This is a genomic window from Streptomyces sp. NPDC001068 (assembly GCF_042897315.1).
In the GTDB taxonomy this organism is placed as follows: domain Bacteria; phylum Actinomycetota; class Actinomycetes; order Streptomycetales; family Streptomycetaceae; genus Streptomyces.
Genome location: NZ_JBIAYD010000001.1, coordinates 476282 through 502194 on the forward strand (window position 1 = coordinate 476282; position 25913 = coordinate 502194).

At 72.4% G+C, this 25913-nt stretch carries 15 protein-coding genes and 1 tRNA gene; 2 read left to right on the forward strand and 14 right to left on the reverse strand.

Going from position 1 to position 25913, the window contains the following annotated elements:
• The first annotated feature begins 6 nt into the window (after positions 1–6).
• Positions 7–1713, forward strand: coding sequence for a carbohydrate binding domain-containing protein (locus ACFY3I_RS02120; RefSeq protein ID WP_390858926.1), 1707 nt, complete (start codon positions 7–9; stop codon positions 1711–1713).
• 257 nt (positions 1714–1970) lie between these two features.
• On the opposite strand, the gene ACFY3I_RS02125 is transcribed toward ACFY3I_RS02120, so the two are convergent.
• The 9 genes from ACFY3I_RS02125 to ACFY3I_RS02165 all read right to left on the reverse strand — a co-directional run bounded on the left by ACFY3I_RS02125 (position 1971) and on the right by ACFY3I_RS02165 (position 20338).
• Complete coding sequence (locus tag ACFY3I_RS02125) at positions 1971–5297, reverse strand: GH92 family glycosyl hydrolase (protein ID WP_390858927.1); 3327 nt, start codon at positions 5295–5297, stop codon at positions 1971–1973.
• Between the two features lie 551 nt (positions 5298–5848).
• Complete coding sequence (locus tag ACFY3I_RS02130) at positions 5849–8788, reverse strand: hypothetical protein (RefSeq protein ID WP_390858928.1); 2940 nt, start codon at positions 8786–8788, stop codon at positions 5849–5851.
• A gap of 2 nt (positions 8789–8790) precedes the next feature.
• A complete protein-coding gene (locus ACFY3I_RS02135) occupies positions 8791–10638 on the reverse strand; it encodes an HSP90 family protein (protein WP_390858929.1) in 1848 nt (615 codons plus the stop codon).
• A 214-nt stretch (positions 10639–10852) separates the two neighbouring features.
• Entirely contained in the window at positions 10853–11839 is a 987-nt protein-coding gene (locus ACFY3I_RS02140; RefSeq protein WP_365288569.1) for a hypothetical protein, read from the reverse strand.
• Between the two features lie 88 nt (positions 11840–11927).
• Positions 11928–12551, reverse strand: a complete 624-nt coding sequence (locus tag ACFY3I_RS02145; RefSeq protein WP_390858930.1) for a class I SAM-dependent methyltransferase — start codon at positions 12549–12551, stop codon at positions 11928–11930.
• A 31-nt stretch (positions 12552–12582) separates the two neighbouring features.
• Complete coding sequence (locus ACFY3I_RS02150) at positions 12583–14553, reverse strand: discoidin domain-containing protein (RefSeq protein WP_390858931.1); 1971 nt, start codon at positions 14551–14553, stop codon at positions 12583–12585.
• Between the two features lie 80 nt (positions 14554–14633).
• The gene (locus ACFY3I_RS02155; protein ID WP_390858932.1) at positions 14634–18194 is read right to left on the reverse strand and encodes a choice-of-anchor D domain-containing protein; all 3561 of its coding nucleotides are present in this window, start codon (positions 18192–18194) and stop codon (positions 14634–14636) included.
• Between the two features lie 232 nt (positions 18195–18426).
• Entirely contained in the window at positions 18427–19845 is a 1419-nt protein-coding gene (locus ACFY3I_RS02160; protein WP_390858933.1) for an MFS transporter, read from the reverse strand.
• A gap of 46 nt (positions 19846–19891) precedes the next feature.
• Positions 19892–20338 carry a VOC family protein gene (locus ACFY3I_RS02165; protein ID WP_390858934.1) on the reverse strand — a complete coding sequence of 149 codons (447 nt, stop codon included), beginning with the start codon at positions 20336–20338 and terminating at the stop codon, positions 19892–19894.
• A gap of 92 nt (positions 20339–20430) precedes the next feature.
• Between ACFY3I_RS02165 and ACFY3I_RS02170 the strand changes: the two genes are divergently transcribed.
• Positions 20431–21585: a helix-turn-helix transcriptional regulator gene (locus ACFY3I_RS02170; protein WP_390858935.1), complete on the forward strand. Its 1155-nt coding sequence runs from the start codon at positions 20431–20433 to the stop codon at positions 21583–21585.
• Between the two features lie 28 nt (positions 21586–21613).
• Here ACFY3I_RS02170 and ACFY3I_RS02175 read toward each other — a convergent pair whose 3' ends face one another.
• From ACFY3I_RS02175 to ACFY3I_RS02195, 5 genes are all read right to left on the reverse strand, one after another.
• Positions 21614–22192 (reverse strand): TIGR03086 family metal-binding protein, encoded by a 579-nt coding sequence (locus ACFY3I_RS02175; protein WP_390858936.1) that lies wholly within the window; start codon positions 22190–22192, stop codon positions 21614–21616.
• A 10-nt stretch (positions 22193–22202) separates the two neighbouring features.
• Complete coding sequence (locus ACFY3I_RS02180) at positions 22203–22649, reverse strand: Rid family hydrolase (protein ID WP_365288405.1); 447 nt, start codon at positions 22647–22649, stop codon at positions 22203–22205.
• 528 nt (positions 22650–23177) lie between these two features.
• Positions 23178–23813: an AAA family ATPase gene (locus tag ACFY3I_RS02185; protein ID WP_390858937.1), complete on the reverse strand. Its 636-nt coding sequence runs from the start codon at positions 23811–23813 to the stop codon at positions 23178–23180.
• Between the two features lie 279 nt (positions 23814–24092).
• Positions 24093–24177 (reverse strand) — tRNA-Leu (locus tag ACFY3I_RS02190).
• Between the two features lie 192 nt (positions 24178–24369).
• Entirely contained in the window at positions 24370–25911 is a 1542-nt protein-coding gene (locus ACFY3I_RS02195) for an aldehyde dehydrogenase family protein (RefSeq protein WP_390858938.1), read from the reverse strand.
• Between the last annotated feature and the right edge of the window lie 2 nt (positions 25912–25913).

A 25913-nucleotide genomic window follows, 5' to 3' on the forward strand; every position in this document is an offset into this window, starting at 1 on the left:
ACTGTCATGCACCTGGCAAGACTTGCGGCCTCCGCGTGCGCCCTGGCCCTCGCGGCCACCGGCGCCGCCGTCGCCGTGGCCCCCGCCGGCACCGCCGCGGCGGGCAGCGTCTACTCCGTCGCTCCCTACGTCGACATGTCGAACGGTCAGGAAGGCCTGCTCGACACCGCCATCACCGGCCACCGCCTCAAGGCCTACACGGCGGCCTTCGTCCTCGGCGTGGGCTGCAACCAGATCTGGGGCGACACGCTCCCCATCGGCAACGACTCCTTCACCGACCCCGAGATCGCCCGGGCGAAGGCCGAGGGCGCCTCCGTGATCATCTCCTCCGGCGGGGCGAGCGGCGAACCGCTGGCGTGGACGTGCTCGAACCAGGGCAGCATCGACGCCGGGTACCAGGCCATCATCGACGACTACGGCGTCACCCGGCTCGACTTCGACGTCGAGGGCGCCGCCGTGGCCGACACCGCGGCCGCGGCCCGTCAGATGCAGGCGATGAAGGACCTCAAGGCCGCCAACCCCGGCCTCCAGTTCTCCATGACCCTGCCGGTGCTGACGAGCGGGCTGACCGGCGACGGCGTCAACATCCTCAAGGCCGCGAAGAACGCCGGCGTCAAGATCGACGTCGTCAACATCATGACCATGGACTACTACGCCGGCACCGGCACCCAGATGGGCCAGGCCGCCCTCTCCGCGGCCCGTGCCACCCTGGCGCAGATGCAGTCCGTGGACTCCGGCTACGGCTACGCCAACCTCGGCATCACCCCGATGATCGGCAAGAACGACGACGGATCCACCTTCACCCTGGCCGACGCCCAGACGGTGGAGAGCTTCGCGGCGCAGAACGGCGTGGGACGGCTGGCTTTCTGGTCGGCCAACCGCGACCAGCCGTGCGGCGGGAACGCCAACTCCCTCTCCACCTGCAGCCAGATCAGCCAGAGCCCGCTCGCCTTCACCGACGCCTTCGTGCCCTACGCGGGTTCGGGCGGCGGAGGCGGCGGCGCCACCGACTTCTCCCTCTCCCTGTCGCCGGGTTCCGCCTCGGTCGCCCAGGGCGGCTCGGCGACCGCGACCGTCGGCACCGCCGTCACCTCCGGCGGCGCCGAGTCCGTGGCGCTCTCCGCCTCCGGCGCGCCCTCCGGCGTCACCGTCTCCTTCAGCCCCGGATCCGTGACGTCCGGGGGCGGTTCGACGCTGACGGCGACGGTCGGCTCGTCGGTGGCCGTGGGCAGCTACCCGGTCACGGTGACCGGGACGGCCGCGAGCGGCAGCCACAGCGCGACCTACACCCTCACGGTCACCTCGTCCGGCGGCGGTGGCGGTGGAGGCGGCGGTTCACTTTCCAACGCGGGCTTCGAGAGCGGCAGTCCGAGCCCCTGGACCTGCACCGGCGGCAGCTCGGTCGTCTCCGCTCCGGTCCACAGCGGCGGCCACAGCCTCCAGGTGACGCCGAGCGCCGGCGCCACCGGAGAGTGCGACCAGACCGTCACCCTCTCCCCCAACCACACCTACACGCTGTCCGGTTGGGTGCAGGGCCCGTACGCCTACGTCGGGGTCAGCGGCGGTGCCACCGCGAGCACCTGGTCGAACGGCACGAGCTGGAACCAGCTCAAGGTCACCTTCACCACCGGCGCCGACGGCACCGTCACCGTCTTCGTACACGGCTGGTACGGCCAGGGCAACGTGAACGCGGACGACTTCAGTCTGAGCTGAGAGCGGCACATCACGGAGGGGGGCGGGGGGGGGGGGGGGCCCCCCGGGCCCCCCCCCCCCCCCCGGGCGGCGGGGCGCCCCCCCCGGGCCCCGGGCCCCCCCGGGGGGGGGGGGGGGGGGGGGCGGGCCGGCCCCGCCCCCCCGGGGGCGGGGGGCGGCCGCGGCCCCCCGCCCCCCCCGCCCCCCCCCCCGCGGGGCCCCCCCCCCCGCCCCGCCCCCCCCCCCCCCCGCCCCCCTCTTCCGTGCCGCGGTACCGGCTACTGGCCGAAGCCGTAGGCGAACAGGTGGGCGGTGCCGGTGGAGCCGGTCACCGGCAGCGTCACCGACGCCACCTGCTTGGCCGGGTCCAGCGGGACCTTCGTGGCGAAGACGAAGGTCTTCACGTTGTCCCGCCCGCCGCTTCCGGTGTTGCGGTAGCCGGTGGTGACCGCCGTCGTGTCACTCGGCAGCGGCTTGGCCGACCCTCCGTTGAGCGTCCAGTCGGAGAAGCCGACCGTGGCCCGCGCGGTGCTGCCGTCCGTGTAGGTGACGGTCAGCGTGCCCGAGGTCCCGCTGCCGTCCGTCGGCGCGTTGGCCGCCGACCCCAGCAGACCCAGCGACGCACCCGAGGTGCCGGCCGGCATGGGGATGGTCTGGCCGGCCATCTCCAGGTTGTCGGCCTGCCCGGACTTCACCGTCGGCCAGGTGTAGGCGACTCCGTCCACCGTGAGGGCGGAGCCGCTGCCGACACCCGCCGCCGACAGCGCGTTCTGCGAGTACGCCCAGCCACCGCCGTCGAATCCGCCCGAGTAGGTGCTGCCGTCGGGGTAGACGCCCTCGTTGGTGTCGTAGGGCCACAGGGCGCCGGGCTTGGCCACGGCGACCCTGAGGGCCGCCCCGGACAGGGCCGTACCGCTGCCGTGGTCGGTCAGGGCGAAGGCGACCGGGAACGTGCCCTCGTCCTGGCCCGCGGTGACGCGGACCTTCGCCTCGGCACTGCCCGAGGCGGGTACGGTCAGCGAGCCGGACGCCGTGTCCACGGTGACGCCGACCGGTGCCGTCGCCGTCCAGTCGACCGTGACGGCCTTGTCGCCGAGGTTGGTCAGGTCGAGGGTGGCGTCGCCGCTCGCGCCCGGCTGGAGGACCAGGCCGTTGCCGGGCCCGGTCGCCGCCAGCACCCGGCCGCCGCCCGTGGTGTCCGAGGGCGGCACCGCCGACGGGGCGGACGCCCAGGCGGTGTTCGGCTGCGTACCGAGCGTGTAGTCGAGCGTGCCCGCGCCCTTGAACTGCTGGTACGTGAGCCAGGAGGCGTTCCAGGCCTTGCCCTTGACGTTCAGTGACTGCACGTACGGCGCGTCGGTCGCGGCCTGCGGGGCGTTGATCCGCACCGTCTTCCCGTTGCCGAGGGTCACCTGGGCCACGGGGAAGACCGGGCTGCCGAGCACCAGGGTGTCCGCGCCCGGGGTCTCCGGGTACATGCCCAGCTCGGACCAGACGTACCAGCTGCTCATGGCGCCGAGGTCGTCGTTGCCGAACGAGCCGACCGGGGCGTTGAAGTACAGGCCCTGCTGGGCGTCACGGACGGCGGCCTGGGTCTTCCAGGGCTCACCGGTGTAGTTGTACTCCCAGGGGATCTCGACGCTGGGCTCGTTGCTCAGGTCGGCGTCGGTGCCGCCGGGAGCGGTGATGTCGTCGAGCAGGCTGTCCAGGTAGGACGAGTACGCCTTGGCGCCGCCCCGGGCCTGGATGAGCTGCTTCAGGTTGAAGGGGACCATCGGGGTGTACTGGGCCGAGGTGCCCTCCACGAAGCCGTTGGAGGTGCCGGGGGTGAACCCGGTCGCGAACTGGCCGTCCTTGTTCTTGGCCTGGAGGTAGCCGGACTGCGGGTTGAAGACGTTCATCCAGTCCTGGGCGCGGGTGGCGAACTTCTCGTAGACGGACGTCTTGCCGAGCGACTTGGCGAAGGCGGCGAGCGCGTAGTCGGCGGAGTCGTACTCCAGCTGGGTGGAGACCGGGCCGTAGAAGTTGCAGCAGCCGTAGCTCCCGTCGAGTGGGAGGTAGCCCTTGTCGTCCCGGACCGACTCGCCCGGGCGGTCGTTGTTCGGGACGGTGGCCTCGTGCTGGAGGGCCGCGAGGGCCTTGGCCGTGTCGAAGTCGGTGGCACCGAAGGCGTACGCGTCGGCGATGATGCCGGCGGCCGGGTCACCGACCATCACGTAGCTCTCGCCGTTGTTGGAGGCCCACTTGGGGAGCAGGCCGGTCTGGTCGTAGCCGTTGAGCATCGAGGTGACGACGTCGCTCGCGACCTTGGGCTCGACCAGCGCCATCAGCTGGGTCTGGGAGCGGTAGGTGTCCCAGCCCGAGTAGTTGGCGTACTGGGCCTGCTGGCCCTTGGCGAGCTTGTGGACCTGGTTGTCCATGCCCATGTACTGGCCGTTGGTGTCGGAGAAGACGTTCGGGTGCAGCAGCGCGTGGTAGAGCGCGGTGTAGAACTGCGTCTGCTGGTCGGTGGATCCGCCGCCGACCTGGAGCTTCTTCAGCACCGTGTTCCAGGCGTCGTGGTTGGCCTTCTCGACGGCGGCGACGTTCCAGCCGCCGATCTCCGCGCCGAGGTTGGCCGAGGCGTTCGCGTCACTCGTGTACGAGATGCCGACCTTCGCCGTCACCTTGGGGTTGGCGGAGGTGTCGAAGGTGAGGTACATGCCGTTCGCGCCGGTCGTCGGCGGCTGGGCCGCTCCGGCCGCCTTCGACAACCGGGCCACCGCGCCGGACACCGGCGCCGGGGAGGCCGTGGAGGAGGACTTGGCGGCGCTCCGGTGGACGGTCGGGGCCGGCTTCGCCGGGACGGTGAAGTGCTTCTCCTTCAGCGGTGCCGAGGTGGACTTCTTCGGGGTCTGCGCCACCTTGCCCGCCTTCAGCGACGTGGCGTCGGGGGTGACGGTGCTGCCGACCCAGGTGCCGCTGGCGGTGAACGGCCGGTCGAACTTGACGTCGAAGTGCAGCGTGTACCGGTTGGCGGCGCCGCAGAAGTGACCGCTGTCGATCGCGCCGCTGATCTCCTTGCTGTTCACCACCTGGACGCGGGTTCCGTCCACCTGCGTGGCACCCCCGCTGAGCTTGAACAGCAGGTTCGCCTGCCGGTCCGCGGGGAACGTGAAGGTGCCGATGCCGGCCCGGGTGGTGTCGGTCAGCTCGGTCGCGACCCCGTTGGCGTCGGTGACCTTGTAGGAGCCGATGGCGGCCTGCTCCTTGTCGTGGCCGAAGCCGACGGACGTGCTGCCGAGGTCGCCCGACAGGGCGCCGGTCACCGGCAGCACCGGCAGGTCGCCGGCCACGGGGCAGCCGGGGCCGGAGATGTGAGTGAGGCTGAAGCCGGAGATCTTGCTGTCGGCGTACTCGTAGCCGCCGCCGTCGGGGCGGTGCGGCGTGGTGTCGGGGCCCCACTGCACCATGCCCGCCGGCATGTCCGGGCCGGGGAAGGTGTCCACCGCACCGGAGGTGCCGATGAGGGGGTTGACGAGGGACGCGGGATCCTTCACGAGGGGCGGTGTCGCGTTGCCCGCGGCCTGGGCACTGCCGACCGCCTGGAGCGGCAGTGCTGCCATGCCCAGGACGCACACGGCGACCAGCCGTCGGCGGAATCTGGCTCGGTCGGCTGGTGCTACTGGACGTCGGGGTCTCACCATCGGTTGCCTCCGCAGCGGTTCGTGCTTCGCACATCAGGTGTCGGCGCGCCGAAAAACACCGGAATGCCGGCGACAGGCAACGGTTCGGGCCGCTCTCACGGCCTGACAACGTTGCCATGCACGAGTGTCGAGTGAAACGCCTGCGCTTGCGGACTGTCAACGAGGCCAACAAGACTTTCTGAGCGCGAAGTTCACGGTATGAGGTACCGGAGTCCCCGGCGGCCGGGCCGAGCCGGACCATCCACGCCGGTCCGGGCCCTCGCCGAACCGCACCGCCCCCGCCGCGGAACGGCCCGGAGCCCGGGCCCGAACCACGCCATTCCTTGCGGGAGTTACGGATCCGCGGCAAACAGCCCTGGCCCGGCGGCCGAAGGCCTCGGCAGGGTTGGCCAGTTGACCCGGAAGTGCCAGCTCACGGCCGGTGTGCGCCGGGGTGTGGGGGCGGCGCACCGCCCCCACACCCCTCGCGCTCACCCCTCGTCGCGCAGCTGGGCCGCGAGCGAGGTCAGCGACTCGGTCTCCTCGGTCCGCCCCAGGGCGGTGAGGCGGTCGACGGCCGCGTCCAGACGGGCGAGGGCCGGGGCGGGGCGTTCCAGGTAGAGGCCCTCCACCACGGACGCCAGCCGGACGCACTCGGCCCACTCGCCGGCGTGGCCGTCGCCGGGTCCCGGTTCGCCGAGCAGGCCGAGGGCCCGCTCGAGTGCGGCCAGGGCGGTCCCGTACTCACCCGCGTAGGCGTTGACCCGCCCGTGTTCGTAGGCGAGGGCGCTGTCCAGGGAACGGTCGCGGGCCTCGTACCCGGCGTCCCGCGCCTCGTCGGCGACCTTGCCCGCGTCGTCGAGCAGGGCGCGGGCGTCGGCCAGCGCCTCGGCACCGTGCCGTTGCGCCTGGAGGCGGGCGATCTCACGCAGACTGCTGCTGAGCTGCTCGTGGTTCGGGGCCAGGGCGTGGGCGGCGAGTGCCTGGTCCACGGCCTCGCGGGCGCGGCCGAACTCACCGGACTCCGCGAGGAGTACGGCGGTCTCCGCGGCGATCAGGCCGTGGCTCCCGGGGTCGTCGTCCCACCCTGCCGACTCGGCCGCGAGAGCGGCGAACTCCGCGGTGGCGGCCTTGAGGTCCTCCCCCGCGTGCAGGGCGCGGGCCCGGTACAGGCGCAGCTGGGCGACGAGCCGGTCGTCCACCTCGCCCGCGGCGACGTCCGGTTCGGCCAGGACGGAGTCGAGCAGCGCGATGCAGTCCTCCACGCGGCCGAGTTCGAGGCTGATCTGGGCCGCGGTCCCGTAGGTGCAGAACGCCTCCGTCCGGCTGCCGTGGCGCAGTGCCAGCTCCGCCGACCGGGTCAGGTGCCGCAGCGCCTCACCGGGGCGGTCCAGGCGCATGCAGGCCTGGGCCAGGTCGGTGTACAGGCGTGCCGTGTCGGACGAGTCGGACGGCCAGTCCGCGGCCAGCCGCAGGCCCTCGGTCAGGTCGGCGTGCGCGGCCTGGGCGTCCTTGAGGCCGAGCCGGAGCCGGCCGCGCAGGCCGAGCGTGCGGGGCAGGTGCCAGGCGGGTCCGTCCTCCCGCAGGCGGGCGACGAGGGCGTCGGTCTGCTCGACCGCGGTGTCCAGGTCGCCGGAGAGGGCGTGCGTGGTGGCCCGCAGCAGCCGGGCGCCGGAGGCCTGTCCGGCGATGCCGTGCCGGGTCGCGAAGTCGAGGAGCAGGTCCACCTCGGCGAGGACCGGCGCGATGTCCTCCTCGTTCCTCGTCTCCTGCAGCCGCAGGCCGAGCGCGCTCGCCCGCAGCCGCAGCAGCCGGGCCTCCTGGTACGGGGCGAGGCCGGCCGCCTCCTCCTCGTGCAGCCGGACCAGGGCCCGGTGGGCGGCGGTCAGCGCGGCGGCCTTCGCCCCGGCTTCCTGGTCGCCGTCCGGCGTGGGGATCTCGGAGGCGGGGAGCAGGGCGCAGGCCCGGGCGAGCGCCGCGTGCCCCGGCTCCCCGGCCTCGTCGTACCGGCTCGCGGCCTCCTGCCACAGCGCGGCCGCCCCGTCGAAGTCCTCCTTGTCGCCCACCCGGGCCGCCTCGTCGGCCAGCAGGTCCGCGCGCAGCCGGGCGAGCGGTCCCACGGCCGGGTCGTCGGGGTGGACGTAGCCGGGGTCGGCGACGCGGGTGCGCAGCCGTGCCCAGCAGACCGTGGCGTCCGGATGCCCCCGTTCGTCCAGCTCCCGGGCCCGGACGATGAGTTCGGGCAGCGACTCTGGTACGGCGGTGGTGGCCGGGCGGGGCGCCGGCGGGGCGGCCGGAGCCACCTCGTCGAGGCCGCGGGTGCGCAGGGTCAGCTGCAGGGTGTCCAGCAGCGGGGCCCGCTCCAGGCGGGCGGCGCGCCGGTCGGCGTGGGCCGTGGTGCCGTTGCGGGCGTCGAAGCGCGCGGCGAGGTCGTCGGCCCGGCGGCGCACCTCGGCGCGCAGACCGGCCACCGTCCAGGTGCGGCCCGGGTATCCGGCGGCGGGCAGTTCGCCGTGGCCGAGGTGTTCGACTCGCTGGAGGAGGACCTCGACGCCGGTGAGGAAGGCGAGCTGGTCCAGCGGCGAGTCGACGTCGTCGAACAGGTTCCGGTTCTCCGCGAGGAGTTCCAGGCCGCGGGCCTCGTTGCCGGTCAGTGCGCAGAACTCCAGGTGCCGGCCGACCTCGCCGGACATCGAGGGGTTGCGGCGGCAGGCCCGGTAACCGGTGAGGTGCATTTCGCGGGCCTGGTCGGTACGGCCGGTGCGCAGCATCGGCAGCAGCGCGTAGGAGACGGTGCGGGCGGGCTCCTCCTGGCAGGACTCCTTCCCGGCCAGGACGGGTTCCCAGGCGCGCAGCGCCCGTTCGTCGTCGTCGGCGGCGAGGTGGTGCAGGGCGCGCTCGCAGATCTCGCAGGCCTCGCAGTCGCTGAGCCGGGTACGGCGCCGTCCGGCCCACAGTTCGAAGGCCAGGTCGGCGTCCTCGCCGACGTGCGCGGCGAGCCGGTGGGCCTGGCCGTAGTAGGGCTGGAGTTCGAGGCCGGCCTTCTCGTACCGGTCGCGCATCTCGGTCAGCCACTGGCGCAGGCTGGCCAGCGGAATCTCGGGCAGCGCGAGCAGGGCGTTGGCCACCCACTTGAAGCGCCAGAACACCGTGTGCCGCATCCGCTCGTCGAACTCGTCGGGCTGCTCGTCGAAGAGGGTGAGCAGACGGGCGAAGACGACGGGCGACTTGCGGGGTTCGGAGCCGTAGGTGTAGGCCTCCTGGAGCTCCAGCAGGGCGTGGACGAGGGGGCGGGCCTCCGCGAACTGCTCTGCGGCCTCGACCAGTTCCTCGGCCGTCACGGTACGGGTACGGCCGTAGGGGCGCCGGTCGTTCTCCTGGAGCGCCCGGTACAGCTCGTCCGTGTTGCGGGGGTGGGGTGCGGTGGGCATCGTCAGCTGTCCTTGCGGAGGGCGTGGGCGAGGAGGTCGAGGAAGGAGCGGTTGATGAGGCTCGACTCGGCGGGCCTGAGCGGGCGCCGGGACAGCATCGCGGCCTGCCCGTAGAGGGCTTCGGCACTGGTGCGGGCGAGTTCCGGTTCGTCGATGGCGACCGCGGTGCGCACCAGCGGGTTGAGCTGGTTGAGGATCAGCTGGGCGCGCGGTGCCTCCTGGCGCAGGTGGCCGAGGATGTCGCCCCACACGCCGCCCTGCTGTTCGCGGGCGAGCTGCGAGCGGGTGCGTTCGTGCCGGGCCTCGCGGCTGTCGAGGAGGAGGGCCGGGGCCGAGGCGGGCTGGAAGGTGCGCAGCGCCACGTCGCAGTCGAAGACGGCGAGGGCGTCGCGGGCCTGGGCGAGGTAGGCCGCGGCGGCGAGTTCGGTCTCCCGGTCGACGGGGTCGAGGTGGGCGGTGAGCGTGCCCGGGTCGAGGTCGGCGACGCTGACCTCGGGCCTGATCTCGGGCAGCCGGTGGACCAGTTCACGGTCGTAGGTGTATCCGCCGTTGACGACGCCGAGGCCCGCGGCCGAGGCGATCGCCGCGACCTGCCGGAACTCCTCCACGCTGGAGGTGACGAGCACGGTGCGGTGGGTGCGCGCGAACTCGTCGAGCGTGGCGTGTCCCGCGGTGGTCTCGAACGGCAGCCAGGGCAGCAGCATCCGCAGGATCTCGTCGTCGTGCACGGCGAGGGACTTGACGGCCAGGTGGTGGGCCTGGAGGAAGCGGCCGAGGAGTTCCGGGTCGCTGGCGGCGGTGCGGGCGATCCAGGCGCGCAGCCGTTCGGCGAGGGCGTCGCGGACCGCGGCGAGGGTGTCGTCCTCGTACAGCGACTCGCGGGACGCCGTCGGGCGCAGCGACTCGGCGTCGATGACGCAGCGGACGAAGAACGCCCACTCGGGCAGGATCTCCTCGGCCTGTTCGGAGAGCAGCATGCCCTTGACGTGCACGCGGTGGCCGCGGCGGCGCCCGGCCGGCACCGCCTCCGGCAGGACGCACGCGATGCCCTTCAGGCCCGCGGCCGGCAGATCCAGTTCGATGGTGTCCAGCGGCGTGAACCCGAAGACCTCCTCGCCGTAGGCTGCGAGGGAACGGGCGCGTGCTCCCGGCGTGGGGTAGGTCCGCTCCCAGGGCGCGGGCTCGGGGTTGACGGCCGTGCCCGGGCCGCCGGTGCCGCCGTCGAAGGTCACCGGGTGGCGCAGCAGGGAGCCGAAGTGCCGTGCGAGTTCCTGCACTTGGACCGGGCGGGTCCAGTCGGCGGCGTCGGCGCGCGGGGTGAGGGTGACGGTGGTGCCGGGCCGTGGGCGGGCGGTGGCGGGCAGGGTGCGCACGCTGTAGCTGCCGTCGCCGCGGCCCCGCCACTCCACGGCCGGGGCGCCGGGGGTGCGGGCGGACCGGCTCAGGACGTGGATCTCGTCCGCGACCAGGAAGCAGGAGAGCAGCCCGATACCGAACTGGCCGATGAAGTCGGCCCGTTGCTCGGCGATCCCCTCCGCGCGCTTGCTGCTGCGGCCGATGGTGGCGAGGAAGGTGTGGACGTCGGCCTCGGTCAGGCCGACGCCGTCGTCCTCCACGCGGACGACCGAACCGTCGGCGTGCACGCGGATGCCGAACGCGCCGGGGGCGGCGCCCGGTTCCAGGCGGTGCCGCGCGGTCAGCGCGTCCACCGCGTTCTGCAGGAGTTCACGCAGGTAGACGCGGGGGCTGGAGTAGAGGTGGTGGGAGAGGAGGTCGACGAGGCCGCGCAGATCCACCTGGAAGGTGCGGTCGGCGCCGGCCGGGCTCTCGGGGGTGTGGGGCAGCGTCATCAAGGAGTCCGGGGTGGTGATCGAAGGTCGGTGGGACGGGGTGCCGGGCACTGCGGGAGCCGCGCGACGGTGTCCGGGTCGCGGGCACCTCGGGCGCCGTGGCGGAGCAGGCGGCCGTGCCGCAGCAGGCGGGCCGTGCCGCAGCCGAGGGCCGGAAGCGGCCGCCGGGACGGCGGCGGTGTCCGTGTCGGCGGCGGTGGCCGTGTAGGTCGGCTCAGGCGTTGCGCCGGGCGCGGGCGTACATCTTCTCCGGCTCCGACATGTACAGCCAGGGCCACTCGGTGCGGGCACCGTTCAGCTCACGGAAGACGTACGGCAGCGCGATCCGCTCCGAGGCCAGGGACAGGGCCATGGCGAAGACGTTGAAGTCCTGCTGCCAGCCCGGGCGGCGCTCGTAGTCGGGGTGGAGGACGCTGCGCTCGGCCGCCTCCAGCAGCTCGTCCTGGATCTCGGGGGTGACGAGGCAGTTCTGCCGGTCGGACTCGACCCAGTTCTCGATGTGCGCGACGGCGAGCACACAGCCCAGGCGATGGCCCTCGGGCGCCTCGGCGAACGCCTCACGGGCGAAGGACAGGGCCTCGTCCGGCTCGCCGTTCCACCGGGGCTGGAGGTAGGAGACCCACTCGACGTGGGTCTCCAGGTCGAGCGGGTCACGGCGCAGGGCCGCGTCGAGGCGGGTCTCGTTGACGGCGCGGCCCACCGAGATGCCACGGCCGGACGTGAGCAGACGGCGCCACGGGGTGACCCAGTCCGGCCGCAGCTCCGCCGCCTCCAGCAACTGCTCCTCCGCACGGTGCAGCCGCTCCCGGAAGACCCGCCACTGCTCGGGTGTGACGTCCACGGCCCGCGCGCTCGTGCGGGCCTCCCAGCCCCAACGGACGTGCCGGGCGCCGGATATCAGCAGGGCGGTCGCCCGGTGTTCCTCGTCCTCCTCGACGGCGCGGCCGATCCAGTCCTGCACACCGTCCAGGTTGGCGAGTTCGCCGAGGACCTGGTCGTCGTGGCCGAGGTCGAAGGGTGCGAGCGCGGACTTGACCGCCGTCCAGTCACCGGCCGCGGCCGCCTCCACCAGCGCCAGCACCCTGGTGTCGCCGAGCGCGCGCAGCTGGTAGTTCCCGTTCATCAGTCTGCGCGGGCCCGGAAGGGCGTGCGGGTCCGCCGCCGCTCTCTCCCCGCCCCTGCCGAACAGCTTGCCGAACATGCCGCGCCCTCCCCAGATCCGCGTGATCATCGGGGTGCAGCATAGGCGGCCCCTCCGACATCGCCGCCACGGGGTTTTCCCCGGTGGCTCACGGCGAGGAGGTGCCTCCCCGGCGGTGCACGCTGACGGCGTAGCCGCCGCGGTCGTAGGGGTCGGCGTCCCAGGTCGCGAAGCGGTCGACGAGGGTGAGGCCGGCCGCGGCGCAGCAGTCGTCGTACTCGGGCAGGGTGAGGCCGGGCGGGACCGGCAGATGGGCCTCGTCCAGCCCGAACCCGGCGACCAGCAGGCCGCCGGGGCGCAGGGCCGCGGCCAGGTGTGCCGCCGCCGCGGCCTCGGTGCCGGGCGCGAGCAGCGGGAAGATGTTGCCGGCGGCGACCACGAGGTCGAAGTCGGCCGCGACACCGAGCGTGTCCGGCTCGAAAACGGCCAGGTCGGCCCGGTACCACGGCAGCCCGGGCGCCTGCTGCCGGGCGACCGCCAGCATGGAGTCGTCGAGGTCCACCCCGACGCAGTCGTATCCGAGCTCCGCGAGCCGGATCGCGACCCGTCCGGTGCCGCATCCGGCGTCCAGCACCCGTGCTCCCGGGGGCACGAGCGCCGCGCAGAAGCGCGCCTCTCCGTGCACGTCCTTGCCGCTGCGGGCCACCGCGGCGAACCGTGCGGCGTACTCCTGCCCGGACGTGCCCCCGGTCAATTCGTGCCAGCGACTCATGCGGGAACCATAGGCCGGGGCGGGGCGGGTCTCAGGCGCCGAAGACCTGGAACTCCGAGACCTGACCGGCCGGCCAGCCGTTGTTGGCGGTGAAGGTGAGGCGTACGTGGCGGGTGGTCACGGTGGCGGGGAGGGTGAGGGTGGCGGTGTTGCCGGTCGCCGGGTCGAAGGTGTAGCCCGCCGAGCCGAGCAGTTGGGTGAAGGTGCCGCCGTCGGTGCTGCCCTGCACCGAGATGGTCTGGGTGCGGGTGGCCCAGGCGGTCGACGGGGGAAGGCCGAGGACGATCCGCCGGACCCCGGTGGCGGTGCCCAGGTCGGTCTGGACCCACTGCGGGAAGGCGTTGTTGGCCGACTCCCAGTAGGTGCCGCTGTCGCCGTCGGTCGCGTTGGCCGAGGCGTAGACCTGGGTGTGGCTGCTCTCCGCGGTGGGGCGGTGGAGGGCGAGGTTCGTGGTGCCTGAGGGGGCGTCGGTGGTGACGGTGACCTGGCCGGAGGGCTGCGACACGTTGCCCGCCGCGTCGAGGGCGACGACGTCGAAGGTGTACGCGGTGGCCGCGGTCAGTCCGGTGACGGTGAACGAGGTGGCGCCGGTGGCGCCGACCTGGGTGCTGGTCGATCCGGACACCCGCAGGATCCGGTAGCCGGTGACGCCGACGTTGTCGGTCGACGCGTTCCAGGACAGCGAGACGGAGCCGGCGGTGTGCCCGGTGACGGTCAGGCCGCCCGGCGCGGCGGGTGGTGTGGTGTCGCCGGTGGGGAGGGTCGGCCGGGTGGGGCGGGTCGCGGTCAGCGCGATCTGGCCCTTGAGCATGCGTCCGCCGTCGCCGGTCAGGCGCAGGTAGTAGTCGGAGGAGCAGGCGGTGCCGTCCTCGTCGAGGGCGAGGAACCCGGAGTCGGTGGGTACCCAGGCCTGGGTCTCGGCGGTCTTGGCGATCTGGTTGCCCTCGTTGTACTCGTCGAACATCGAGATGTAGATGCCCTGCACGCCGGCCCGCACCATGTTGTAGAACTGCCGCCACATGAAGTCGCCGTGCGCGCGCTGCCGGGCGGAGACGTCGCCGGGCAGCACGCAGGGCTGGTAGTCGATCCCGTGGGCGTCGCAGTCGGCCTGGTCGCCGACGGTGTAGGTGTTGTAGGCGTTGTCGGCCTCGGTCACGTTGCCGATGGCGCCGACCATCCACGGCGAGATCATGTGGAAGGCGTGGTAGACGCCGAGGAAGCCGGACCGCGAGCCCCCGGTCCCCGTCCGCCATTCGCGCGGCACCCCGCCGATGACGTAACAGCCCTGTCCCTTGAACCAGTTGATGACGTCGAGGCAGGCGTCGGGGGTGAAGGGGTGGTTGGGGTCGTTGAAGCCGAAGCCCCAGATGCAGACGACCGGTCTGCCGTTCTGCCTCGCGTAGGCGGTGGACGCGGTGTGCGCGGACATCTTGTTCGTCCAGTCCGTCTTGATCTCGGACTGCATGTCCGTCCAGTTGGAGACGTCGTACATGATGTAGAACTTCCGCCCGTACGTCTCGGCGGCGCTGCGGACCTTGGCAGCCATGGCGTCACGGGTGGGGCCCTCGCCCCCGGTGGGGTTGAAGCGTTGCAGGGCGGCGGTGTCGATGGCGTTCTGCTGCATCCACAGGAAGTGGGTGTTCACCGTCTGCTGGTCGTACGAGGAGAACAGCGCGGCCGGCTGTCCGTTGCCGAGGTTCGCGTAGGAGCTCTGGTACGTCCTGGTGAACTCGCGTACGTCGGGCCAGCACTTGATGTTGGTGTTGGTGCGGGACGGGGGCCGGCCCCAGTCCTGGCTCCAGTGCCACCAGCCGTCGATGGGCGCGCCGTCGCCGGTGCAGGCGAACCAGCCCTGGTAGCCGACGGTGATCCTGCCGACCACGTCGCCCGGCCCACTGGCCGCCGACGCGGCGGGGGCGAGCGCGGTCTGGGCGGCTCCCGCCGTGCCCACCGCGGTGGACGCGATCGCGGCCCGTAAGAAGACTCTGCGGGTGACTCCCATGGTGGACTCCTCTGGTCGGGTGGCGTTCGGCGGCCGGTGCCGCCGGGCGCGGGCGCGCCCGGCGGCACCGGCGGGCCGGGTCAGGTGTTCCAGACCTGGAACTCGGAGAGCTGGCCGGCCGGCCAGCCGTTGTTGGCCGTGATGTTCACCCGGAGGTAGCGCTGGGTGGTGGCGGAGAAGGTGAGGGTGACCGTGTTGTTGGTGGCGGGGTCGAAGGAGTACGTGGCCGACGACTTGACCGTGGTGAAGGAGGAGCCGTCGGTGCTGCCCGACAGGGACAGCGTCTGGTTGCGGGCGCCCCAGCCGGCCGGGAGCTGGAGGACGACGCGGCTCGCGCTCTGCGCGGATCCGAGGTCGACCTGGGCCCACTGCGGGAAGGCGTTGTTGGCGCTCTCCCAGTAGGTGCCCTGATTGCCGTCCGTCAGGTTCGACGACGGGTAGACGTCGGTGTGGCTGGACTCGGTGGTGGCCGCGCCGGCCGCGAGGTTCCTGCTGACCGTGCCGGCGCCGGTGCCGGTGAGCGCGACGGTGGTGGTGCCGTTGGAGGCGTTGCTGGCGATGCTGAGGTCGCCGGTGCGGGTGCCGGACGCGGTGGGCCGGAAGGTGACGCTCACCGTGCAGGAGGCGTTCGCCGCGATCGACGTCCCGCAGGTGTTGGTCTGCGAGAAGTCACCGGTGGCGGTGATGCCGGAGACGGTCGCGGCGGCGCTGCCCGTGTTGGTGACCGTGACCGTCTGCGCGCTGCTGGAGGTGTTGAGCGCCTGGGTGGGGTACGTCAGCGAGGTCGGGTTCGCCGTCAGGGTCGCCGGTGAGGAGCCGCCACCGCTGGGGAACACCTCGAGATCGGACAACTGGGCCGCGTTCCAGCCCGTGTTGGCGGTGATGTTGACCCGCAGGTAGCGCGCCGTCGCCGCGTTGAAGGTGACGGTCACCGTGTTGTTGTTGGCGTTCGGGTCGAAGGTGTATCCGGCCGACGCCTTGATGGTGGAGAAGCTGGAGCCGTCCGTGGAGCCCTGCACCGACAGGGTCTGGGTGCGGGACGACCACGCGGTGGCCGGCGGGAGCTTGAGCACGACCTTGCCGACGCTGTAGTTCTGGCCGAGGTCGACCTGGGCCCACTGCGGGAACGAGCCGTTCGTGCCCTCCCAGTACGTCGAGGCGTCCGCGTCGGTCAGGTTCGAGGCGACGTAGGGGCTGCTGCCGGAACTGGCCGTGGCGGGCCGTCCGGCGGCGATGTTCGTGGTGCTGTCGATGCCGCTGCCGGTCAGGGTGACGACGGTCGGGCTGTTGTTGGCGTTGCTGGTGACGGTCAGGTTGCCGTTGCGGGTCCCGCCCGTGGTGGGCTTGAACCCGACGGTCACCGTGCAGGACGCGCCGACCGCGAGGGTGGCGCAGTTGTTGGTCTGGCTGAAGTCGCCGGAGGCCGAGACGCCCGAGACGGTCGCCGACGTGGTGCCCGAGTTCGTGACCTTCACGGTCTGGGCGGTGGCGGACGAGCCGACCACCGTGCCCTCGAAGGAGAGGCCGGCGGGGTCGGTGTTCAGGACCGGGCCGGGCGCGGTGCCGGTTCCGGAGAGGCTGACGGTGCTGGTGGTCCCGCCCGCGTTGACGGTCAGGGTTCCGGTACGGCTGCCGGTCGCCGTCGGCGCGAACTTCACGCTGACGGTGCACGAGCCGTTGGCGGCGATCGAGGATCCGCAGGTGTTGGTCTGGGAGTAGTCGCCGGAGGCGGTGATCGAGGAGACGGCCGCGGCGCTGTTGGTCGGGTTGGAGACGGTGACGGTCTGGGCGGCGCTCGTCGAACCGGTCGCGACCGAGCCGAAGTTCAGCGCGCCGGGGGTGGCCGTGACGCCCTCGGACGGGTACGGCGGGTAGTTCGGGGCCGGCCAGCCGCCGCAGTACGGGGTGCCGCCGATGCCGGAGTTGCCGCCGCCGTCGGTGACGACGAAGTTGCCGCCGTTGCAGCTGTACACCGGGGAGGAGTAACCGACACCGGTGGCCGTGACGTTGGTGAACTTGGCCGCGCCGCCGGTCTGTTCCTGGAGGGCGAAGGTTCCGGTGCCGGCGATGGTCACGTTGTCGAGGCTGACCCCGCTGATGGTGCCCTCGACCCACTGGACGGCCTCGTAGGGGCTCTGCTGGATCAGCGCGTTGGTCACGTTGATCGGGCCGTTGATGGCGCCCTGGCTGCCGTCGAACCAGAGGGCGCCGACGCCGAACTGCCAGTTCGGGTCGAGGCTGCCGTCCCGGATCAGGGTGTTGCCGGAGATGGTGGTGGTGCCGACCGGCGTCGAGGTGAACCGCTGTCCGACGTGGATGCCGCCGCCCTGGGCGATGCCGGAGTCCACCACCCGGTTGCCGCTCACCGTGTTGTCGTGGCCGCCGTAGATGGCGATGCCGTTGGCGAGGATCTGCAGGGACACGGTGTTGTTGGAGATCGTGTCGTTGGCGTCCGCGCCGAGGGCGGAGTCCGCCCAGGTGGCTATGCCGTCGTCGCCGGTGTTGCGGATGTCGCTGTTGGTCACCTTCGAGTTGGTGACGCCGCCGTGGAAGTTGATGCCGTCGGCGGTGGTGTCCCGGATGCGCAGGCCGCTGAAGGTCAGCCCGTCCATCGGGCCGTCCATCCAGGCGCCGACCTTCATGTGGTCGATCCACAGGTTGGCGACGGTCGAGTTGCTCATCGCGCCGCCGATGCCGTTGACCTGGGCGCTGTCGTCGCGCTCCTGCACGTTGCCGAAGATCGCGAAGTTCTGCAGGTGCACGCCGGTGCTGGCCGAGGGCGCGGAGTTGCCGTAGAAGCCGGGTGCCGTGCCGGTGACGGTGGAGTACCACATGCCGGCGCCGGCGATCGTGACGTTGTTGACGCTGATGTGTCCGGGGATGTTGTAGGTGCCCGGCGGGATCCACACCGTGCCGCCGGGTCCCGCGGAGCTGATCGCCGCGTTGAACGCGCTGGTGGCGTCGGCCGATCCGGTCGGGTCTGCGCCCTTGGCGGTCACCGACACCGCCCCCGAGGGCGCGGTCTGCGCGGCGCCGACCTGTTCGAAGTCGGCGAAGTCGATCGTGTAGGAGGAGGCGTTGTCCCCCGCGTCGACCTGGAGCTTGAAGGTCGTACCGGCCGGATAGGTGGTGGAGAAGAGCCGGTGGGCCTCGTCGTAGAAGTGGTGCGGGTTGCTGCCCGGCGTGTTGGTGAAGGGGTAGCTGCCGTAGTACCAGCTGTAGGCGTTGGTCAGGGTGAAGTCGGGCTGCTTGACGCCGTCGATGTACAGGGACAGCGCGGCGGTGTAGACCGAGCCGCCCGAGGTGTCGGGGATGCTGTAGCGGAAGTTGATCGAGTTGGTCGCCACCGGCGTGGTGAACGTGACGTACTTGCCGGTGCCCTGGAGCGTGGTCGCCTTGCGGTAGGAGGCCTCGTCGGCGAGCTGGCCCTGGGTGTAACTCGGCCCGATGTCGGTGCCGTTGGTGGCGGAGTTCTCCGCCTGCACCTCGACGTACGGCAGGCTCGCGCCGCTGCCGCCGGTCGCGGTGGACGCTGCCCGGGCCGGTGCGCCGGCCAGGACGACGATGCCGACGGCGGCCACCATCGCGGTACTGACCGCCCAGACGAGGGCTCGTCTCAGATCATGGAGGGAAGGGAACACTTACCACTCCTTTCATCACGGAATGCCCGAACTGTTCCGTCGGCACCGCCAGTGGCGGGAGGGGAGACGGAGGGTGCTGATGACGCACGGGGGACCGTAATGTCGGCGACATCGCCGCGCAAGAACTTGACAGACTATTGCAACAATAAAAAATTGACCTGCAAGATCTCGCTGGAGGGGTCTAGGGGTGCGGGCTCGCTCCGCGCGGGCGACGACTCCCGGCGCGGTGCCCTCAGCTCCGCCGGGGCATCGCCGGCACGCAGCGCCACGCCAGAACCGCGGCGACCAGGTAGGCGAGCGCCCCGACCGCCATGCCCGTGCGCAGCCCGGTGCCGTAGTCGGCGGCCGTGGCCAGCAGACTGCCGCCGAGCGCGACGCCGGTGGCGCTGCCGACCTGGCGGGCGGTGTTGAACAGGGCCGAGGCGGCGCCCGAGTACGCCGGGGGCACGGCGCCCATCACCGTGGCGGTGGAGCCTGTCAGGGCGAAGGAGGTGCCGAATCCCGCGGCCGCCATCGGGCCGACCAGCAGCGGGTAGCCGGGGTCGGAACCGGCCGCGGCCCAGCCGGCCAGGCCCAGGGCGGCCAGCAGCATGCCGCAGACCACCAGCGGCCGGTCACCGGTACGACGGCTCAGCCGCCCCGACAGGACGGAGGCGAACATGGTCATCACCACCGCCGGGAACAGCGCCAGCCCGGTGCGGAGGGCACTGAGGCCCCGTTGGTGCTGGAAGTACAGGCTCGCGGTGAACACCATGCCGTAGAAGCCGAAGTTGAACAGCAGACCGATGGCCGCGCCCCCGCTCATGGCACGGGAACGCAGCAGGCCCGGCGGCAGCACGGGAGCCCGGGCCAGCCGCTCGCGCACCGCGAACGCGGCGCCGGCCAGGACGGCCAGCACCACGCCGGCGAGCACGGCCGGATCCGACCAGCCCCGCCGCCCGGCCTCGTTGAGCGCGGCGGTCAGCAGCGCCACGGCGGCGACCACCGCGCACTGCGCGGGCAGGTCGACGGGACGGTCGGCGCGGCGGGGCGAACGGTCCACGTGACGTGTCGTCAGCAGCAGGCAGGCCACGCCGACGGGCAGGTTGACCAGGAACACCCAGCGCCATCCCAGTGTGGCGACGAGCAGCCCGCCGAGCAGCGGACCGGCGGCGGCCGCGATGCCCGCCATCGACCCCCACAGCCCGAAGGCCCGCGAGCGCGCGGCCGGCGCCGGGTAGGACTGCCGGAGCAGGGCCAGCGAACCGGGCACGATCAGAGCCGCGCCGAGCCCCTCCACCAGCCGGGCCGCGACCAGCGACGGGGCGCTCCCGGCCAGCGCGCACGCCGCCGAGGCCAGCGTGAAGACCGCCACGCCCCAGCAGAAGACCCGGCGGTTGCCGAGCCGGTCACCGAGCGCGCCACCGGTGAGCAGGAACCCGGCGAAGACCAGGGTGTAACCGTCGGTGATCCACTGGATGCCGGTGAGGGAGGCGGACAGCTCCCGGCCGATCACCGGCACGGCGACGTTGATGGCCGTCACGTCCAGGATCACCATGAAGTATCCGGCGCACACCGCGAGCAGCGGCGCCGGACTCCGAGGCCCGGACTCCGGGTCCGGCCCGGGGCGGGACGTCGGCTCGCCACCACCGGCAGGCTCCGCGCACGCCACCGCCCCAGCTCCATCCCGTCCGTCGGCACATCGGCCGAAAGACACCTTAGGACGACAGATTTCCCGAACCGGGGAGGTCGGCCCCGGACCGGGCCGGGCGGCCGAATTTCGCGACGGCGGCCGGGGTGACCGGGGTGAAGAAGTTGACGAGGTTCCCGTCGGGGTCGCGGAAGAGCAGCGACCGGTTGCCCCAGGGCATCGTGGTGGGCCCGGCGACGAAGTCGGTGACGAAGCCGGCCAGGTCGCGGTGGACTCGGTCCACGTCGTCGACGAGGAACTCGGTGATCACACTGCGGTTGTCCGCGGGCCGGGCCGAGCCCGGGGCGAACAGCGGGACCGTGCGGGTGCCGGCGATCGCGAGGGTCGCGCCCGCGGTCCTGAGTTCGGCGAAGTCCTCGGTGGCCCAAGCGGCCCGCGCCCCCGTGGCGCGCTCGTAGAAGTCGACGAGGCGCGGCACGTCGCCGGTGATGATGCGGATCGAGACGAAGTCCATGGGATCTCCCTGGCCGTACGGAACGGGTTCACCGCGCAGGCTAGGAGAGATAGCGGACAGAATCGGTCCGGTATACGCGCTAGGTTGGGAACATGTCCCGTCCCACCGGCCGCGTGCTGACCCTCCTGGAGCTGCTGCAGTCCGGCGGCACCCGGACCGTGGCCGAACTCGCCGACCGGCTCGGCGTCGAAGGACGCACCGTGCGGCGGTACGTGAACCAGCTGGTCGACCTGGACGTGCCGGTGGAGTCGGTGCGCGGCCGCTACGGCGGCTACCGGCTCGCCCCCGGATACCGGCTGCCGCCGCTCATGCTCGGCGACGACGAGGCGCTGGCCGTCCTGCTCGGCCTGGTCCTTGGCCGCCGGGCGGGACTGACGACGGCGCAGCGAACCGCGAACGAGACGGCGACGGCGAAGATCCGGCGGGTGCTGCCCGGCCACCTCGCCCGCCGGCTCGACGCGCTCCTGGAGACCCTCGCGTTCACGGAGCGGCCCGGGGAGTTCGACACCCCGGACGCGGGGGTCCTGCTCACCGTCGCGGACGCGGTGCGCCACCAGCGGCCGGTGTCACTGCGCTACACCGGCCGGGACGGACGGCGCAGCGAACGCACCCTGCACGCGTACGGGATCGTCGCCCACGCGGGCCGGTGGTACGTCACCGGCCGGGACCCCGGGATCGACGAGGACCGCACCTTCCGGCTGGACCGCGTCGCGGACGCGCGGACCCTGCCCGGCACCTTCGAGACACCCGAGGGTCCCGGTCCGGCGGAGCGCCTGCTGACCGGCTTCGCCACGGCCGGGTACCGGCACGAGGTGACCCTGCGGATCCACGGAACGCCGGAGCAGGTCCGGGCCCGCCTGCCGGCCGGCGCCACCGTCGAGGAGGAGCACGACGAGGGACACGACGAGGAGCGGGAGGGGCGGCGCGAGCACGCGCACGCGCCGGTGGCGGACACGGAGAGGGAACGGGACCAGGACCAGGGTCAGGACCGGGGCCGGGGCCGGGGCCGGGGCCGGCCGGACGGTCGCTGGCTGCGGGTAGGACTGCGGGCCGAGCGGCTCGACTGGCTGCCTGCGGTGCTCGCCTCGCTCGACCGGCCGTTCGTCATCGAGCGGCCGGACGAACTGCGCACTCTGGTCGCCGAGTTCGCCGACCGTCTCGCGGCCTGTGCCCGCCCCGACGCCTCCGGCCCACCGAGGGGCGGGAACGGGGACCGGACCCAGTCCCGTACGGACGGCGGAGTGTGACGTGTGACGCCCCGTCGTCCGGCGGACCTCAGCCCTCCGCCGGCCGACGGCCCACGAGGGCGAGCAGCCGATCCAGGTCCGAGGAGCCCGCGGGGACCTCGACCACCGGGGCGAACGACGTCCGCGGCCGTTCGTCGGAGGGCGCCCCGGTCGGGATCAGCGCCGCGACCTCGAGCGCGTGACGGACCAGGTCGGCGTCCGGCTCGTAGGCGACGCCGATGGTCCGGGCGACGTCCCAGCCGTGCACCACGCAGTCCAGTACGTGCATGCCGAGTGCGACCCGCCCGCGGAAGAACCCGAACTCCCTGATCTGGAGCCGACGATCGAGGACGTCCTCGGCGAACGCCCGCGTCATGGCCTCGGCCGAGTCGAGAAACGCCCGGTGCGGATCTCCGCACAGGTCGCCCTGGTCCCAGGCCCGGAGGTCCCCGGTGACGCCCCTCGCGGCGGCCGCGAAGCCGAGGTTCTCGCTCACCTGGTGACGGAGCAGGCCGTGCAGTGTCCAGTCGGCGCACGGCGTCGGAAGGCGGAGCTGGTCCGGGCCGGTCCGGGCGACGACCGCTCCCATGGTCGCGAGGGCGCGGCGGTCCAGGTCTCTGATGTCCACGGCCGCGAGGCTAGCCCTGGCCCCCGTTCCCGGGACACTGGTTTTCGACCTGGTCGAGTACGGCGGCGACGGCTTCGATCTCCACGAGCTGGTCGGCGTAGCCGAGGACGGTGACTCCCATCAGGGTGCTGGGCACGTCGTGGTCGCCGAACGCGTCCCGGACCACCTCCCAGGCGGCCACCAGATCGGCCTGGCTGGCCGAGGCGACGAGCACGCGGGTGCTGATGACGTCCTCGACCGTTGCCCCGGCGTCGCCCAGCGCGGTCCGCATGTTCTCGAAGGCCTTCGCGGCCTGTCCCGCGTAGTCCCCTACGGCGGCCGTGGACCCGTCCTCGTTCAGCGGACAGGACCCGGCGAGGAAGACCAGCCGTGCCGCGGCGGGCGCGGTGGCCGCGTACGCGTACTCGGCGACGTCGGACAGCGAGCCGGAACGGATCAGGGTGACGGAGCGGGGCACGACGGTTCCCTTCGGCGTGATCAGGACCGCGTCATGCTCTCAGGCCCCGCCGGCCCGCGTCGCGCCGTTTTTCCCGCCGCCGAAGCCACCGCGGGCACGTCCGACGCGCCCACGAAAACACCCGCCGGGGTCGGACGGCTCAGGCGGGTGTCACGCGGATGCGCATGCGTATGTCCTCATGTGCGGGTCGTTCACGAAGAACGCCGCCATCGCCGTCGGAGACCCGCTGTACACCGGCGGTGGGACGGAGACGTCGTCCCGAACGGGACATTCGTTCCACGTGTGTTCAACGACGACGCCAGGAACTTTACGGAGCGCTTCTCGGGGGTCGCAGGGCGGCGGCCCCGGCCCGCATCATCACGGACACCGTCGACCCTGCCCATTGCACGAGATCACGCGGCAAGCCGGAGTCGAGCTCGACGGTCACCCGCACGTATCGGGTATGCAGCCGAGTGACTTTGACGGGACGCGGTACGACGGTCTCCGGTCCGCGCTGCAATGCGGCTCGGTAGGTGTCCTTCCGCTGATTCATGTCTTGTCCTGTCGCTTGATGAGTTCGTCCGCGAGGTCCATGTACGCCGAGGCCTTGACTTCCACCGGGCTTCCGAATGACTGGGCGTACAGGTCGAGCCGGGGAATATGCGTGGACAACACGTCGAATCCCCGCTCGGTGAGGGCTTCGCGGGCGTCGGCATCGGGACCGGTACGCGTGGCGTCGGCACGATTCGTCCGGTTCAGCAGAACGGCAGCGTGCGCCGGCTGGGCGCGCAGGGACTGTACGTCGCCCATCTCGCCGCCGATGGGCGCCATGCGATCCAGTTCGATGGGAGCCGGAGTCACCGGCACGATCCATTCGCTCGCGTACCTCATGATGCTGCGGGCGATGTGCGCGTGGTCCTCCATCTGCGGAGCGTCGAACACGACGGCCTGCCGGTCGCCGAGGAAGTCGTTCACGCGCCGGTGCACGTCGCCCACCGGAAGAGCGATCACAGGAAACGGGAAACCCCCCGCCAATTCGCTCCAGCGCAGCGCGGAGGAGGCGGGGTCGCTGTCGACCAGCAGCGGTGGGATACCCGACTCGTGAAGTGCGTGGGCCAACCAGACGGCGCTGGTCGTCTTTCCCACTCCGGGCTTCAGGTTCACAAAGGCGTAGCTCAGCGACACATGAGTCAACGTATGGTCACGAGCGGTCGCCCGGGCGCCGACTTGGGGCACACAGTGCCGTCGTTCACCCTGCGGCGCCGGTGAATCATTCGGATGGGCCAGCACGGAAGTCGTGAGGCCCGAGGGGGCGACCCGGCAATCGGGGCGCACACCGCGATGGCGACTCACCGCCGCGCTCCGACACGGCCGACACCATCGGTCACGAAAACGCGAAGAGGGCCACGACCGTCAAGTCGGGACCCTCATTGGCGTACCGTCACCGGCTGTGATTCTTGATTGTGTCCGAGGGGGGACTTGAACCCCCACGCCCGATAAAGGGCACTAGCACCTCAAGCTAGCGCGTCTGCCATTCCGCCACCCGGACCAGGTGTCTGCCGCCTGACCGGGGCTGTTCCCCGCGGCGACATGGACAACAATACCAAGCTTTCGGAGCGCCCCTCACCTGCGTTTCCGTCGGCATATCCGCAGGTCGGCACCGTGTCACCGTACGTGACCTCCGACGGACGGAAGGTGCACGGGCCACCGCACGACACAGTGCCGTGGCCCGTGCCCGCCGTCACGGCATCAGCTGGTACTCCGGGAAGTTCCCCGGCAGCCGCTCCCCCGCCGGCCCCCGTGTGACCGCCCGGACGAGCAGCTCGCCCCCCACGAAGGCGCCTCGCCAGGACGCGCCGAAGCCGCCGAACAGTTCGTCGCGGTCGCCGCGGGAACGTGGCCTGCCGTGGCCGACCTTGAACGCGCGGATCTGCGGCGCCAGCCGCGCGAACGTGGCCTCGTCGTCGGTGGAGAGCGTCGCGACCAGCGCGCCGTTGGACGCGTTCATGGCGGCCAGCAGTTCGGCCTCCGTGTCGGCCAGGACGATCGTGTCGACCGGGCCGAACGGTTCCGCGTGGTGCAGCGGGGAGGATCGCGGCGGGTTCAGGAGGGTGACCGGGTGGACGTACGACGACGTGTCCTGGCCGGGCAGGAAGCGCGCGTCGGCCGGCCGGCCGCGGTGCAGCGGGACGGCGCCGCGGTCCACGGCCTCGGCCACCTGGTCGGTGAGGTCCTTGGCCTTGGCCGCGTTGATCACCGGCCCGAAGTCCAGCTCGGGCAGCGGGCCGGCGGGGTCGGAGACGGCCAGCGGGTGGCCGATCCGCAGGGCCCTGACCGCCGGGAGGTAGGCGGTCAGGAACTCGTCGAACAGCTCGCGCTGGACGACGAACCGCGGGTAGGCGGTGCAGCGCTGCTTGCCGTAGTCGAAGAGCTTGGGGACGAGGGCGGTGAAGGTCTTCCAGTCGGTGAAGTTCCAGATGCCCCAGGTGTTGAGTCCCTCCTGTTCGAGCACGTGCCGCTTGCCGAGGTCGGTGACGGCGGTGGCGACCGCGGCTCCGGTGTCCCGGCCGCCGACGAAGGAGACGCAGCCGATCTCCGGGGCCCGCACGAGCACCTCGGAGAGCTCGCCGCCGCTGCCGCTGAGCAGGGTGACGGGCAGCCCTTCCCGGGCGGCCAGCGCGCAGGCCAGGGTGAGACAGGCGACCCCGCCGTCGGTCGGGGTCTTCGCCACCACGGCGTTGCCCGCGAGGGCCTGGATCAGCATCGCGTGCGCGAGGACGCTCATCGGGTAGTTCCAGCTGGCGATGTTGGAGACCGGGCCGTCCAGCGGGGCGCGTCCGGTGAGCATCGGCCCGATGCCGTCCACGTACCAGCGGACCCCGTCGATCGCCCGGTCCACGTCCGCCTGGGCCGATCGCCACGGTTTGCCGATCTCCCACACCAGGAGCAGGGCGAGCAGTTCCCGGTGTTCGGTCAGGGCGTCGAGGGTGGCGGCCACCCGGGCCCGGCGTTCTTCGAGCGGTACGTGGCGCCAGGCCCGGTGCTGGTCCAGGGCGGCGCGGACGGCCCGGTGGGCGGTGCCCCGGTCGAGCCGGGGGGCGCCCGCGACGGGGCTGCCGTCGACGGGGCTGGTCGCGGGCAGCGGCCGGCCGTCGGGCCGCCAGGCGGCGGCGTGCAGGTTGAGGACGCGGTCGTCGCGGAACGCCTCGGGGGCGACGGCGAGGCACCGTGCCCAGGCGTCGCTCCAGCCGGTGCCGGGCTTGCGTACCAGGGTCGTGGCCATGG

Excerpts from the sequence above, each read along its gene's own strand:
- ACFY3I_RS02170 (WP_390858935.1), top strand. The coding sequence starts at position 20,431 with ATGTCCCGTCCCACCGGCCGCGTGCTGACCCTCCTGGAGCTGCTGCAG.
- ACFY3I_RS02130 (WP_390858928.1), bottom strand. The coding sequence starts at position 8,788 with ATGCCCACCGCACCCCACCCCCGCAACACGGACGAGCTGTACCGGGCG.
- ACFY3I_RS02140 (WP_365288569.1), bottom strand. The coding sequence starts at position 11,839 with ATGTTCGGCAAGCTGTTCGGCAGGGGCGGGGAGAGAGCGGCGGCGGAC.
- ACFY3I_RS02150 (WP_390858931.1), bottom strand. The coding sequence starts at position 14,553 with ATGGGAGTCACCCGCAGAGTCTTCTTACGGGCCGCGATCGCGTCCACC.
- ACFY3I_RS02145 (WP_390858930.1), bottom strand. The coding sequence starts at position 12,551 with ATGAGTCGCTGGCACGAATTGACCGGGGGCACGTCCGGGCAGGAGTAC.
- ACFY3I_RS02165 (WP_390858934.1), bottom strand. The coding sequence starts at position 20,338 with ATGGACTTCGTCTCGATCCGCATCATCACCGGCGACGTGCCGCGCCTC.
- ACFY3I_RS02195 (WP_390858938.1), bottom strand. The coding sequence starts at position 25,911 with ATGGCCACGACCCTGGTACGCAAGCCCGGCACCGGCTGGAGCGACGCC.
- ACFY3I_RS02125 (WP_390858927.1), bottom strand. The coding sequence starts at position 5,297 with ATGGCAGCACTGCCGCTCCAGGCGGTCGGCAGTGCCCAGGCCGCGGGC.
- ACFY3I_RS02120 (WP_390858926.1), top strand. The coding sequence starts at position 7 with ATGCACCTGGCAAGACTTGCGGCCTCCGCGTGCGCCCTGGCCCTCGCG.
- ACFY3I_RS02135 (WP_390858929.1), bottom strand. The coding sequence starts at position 10,638 with ATGACGCTGCCCCACACCCCCGAGAGCCCGGCCGGCGCCGACCGCACC.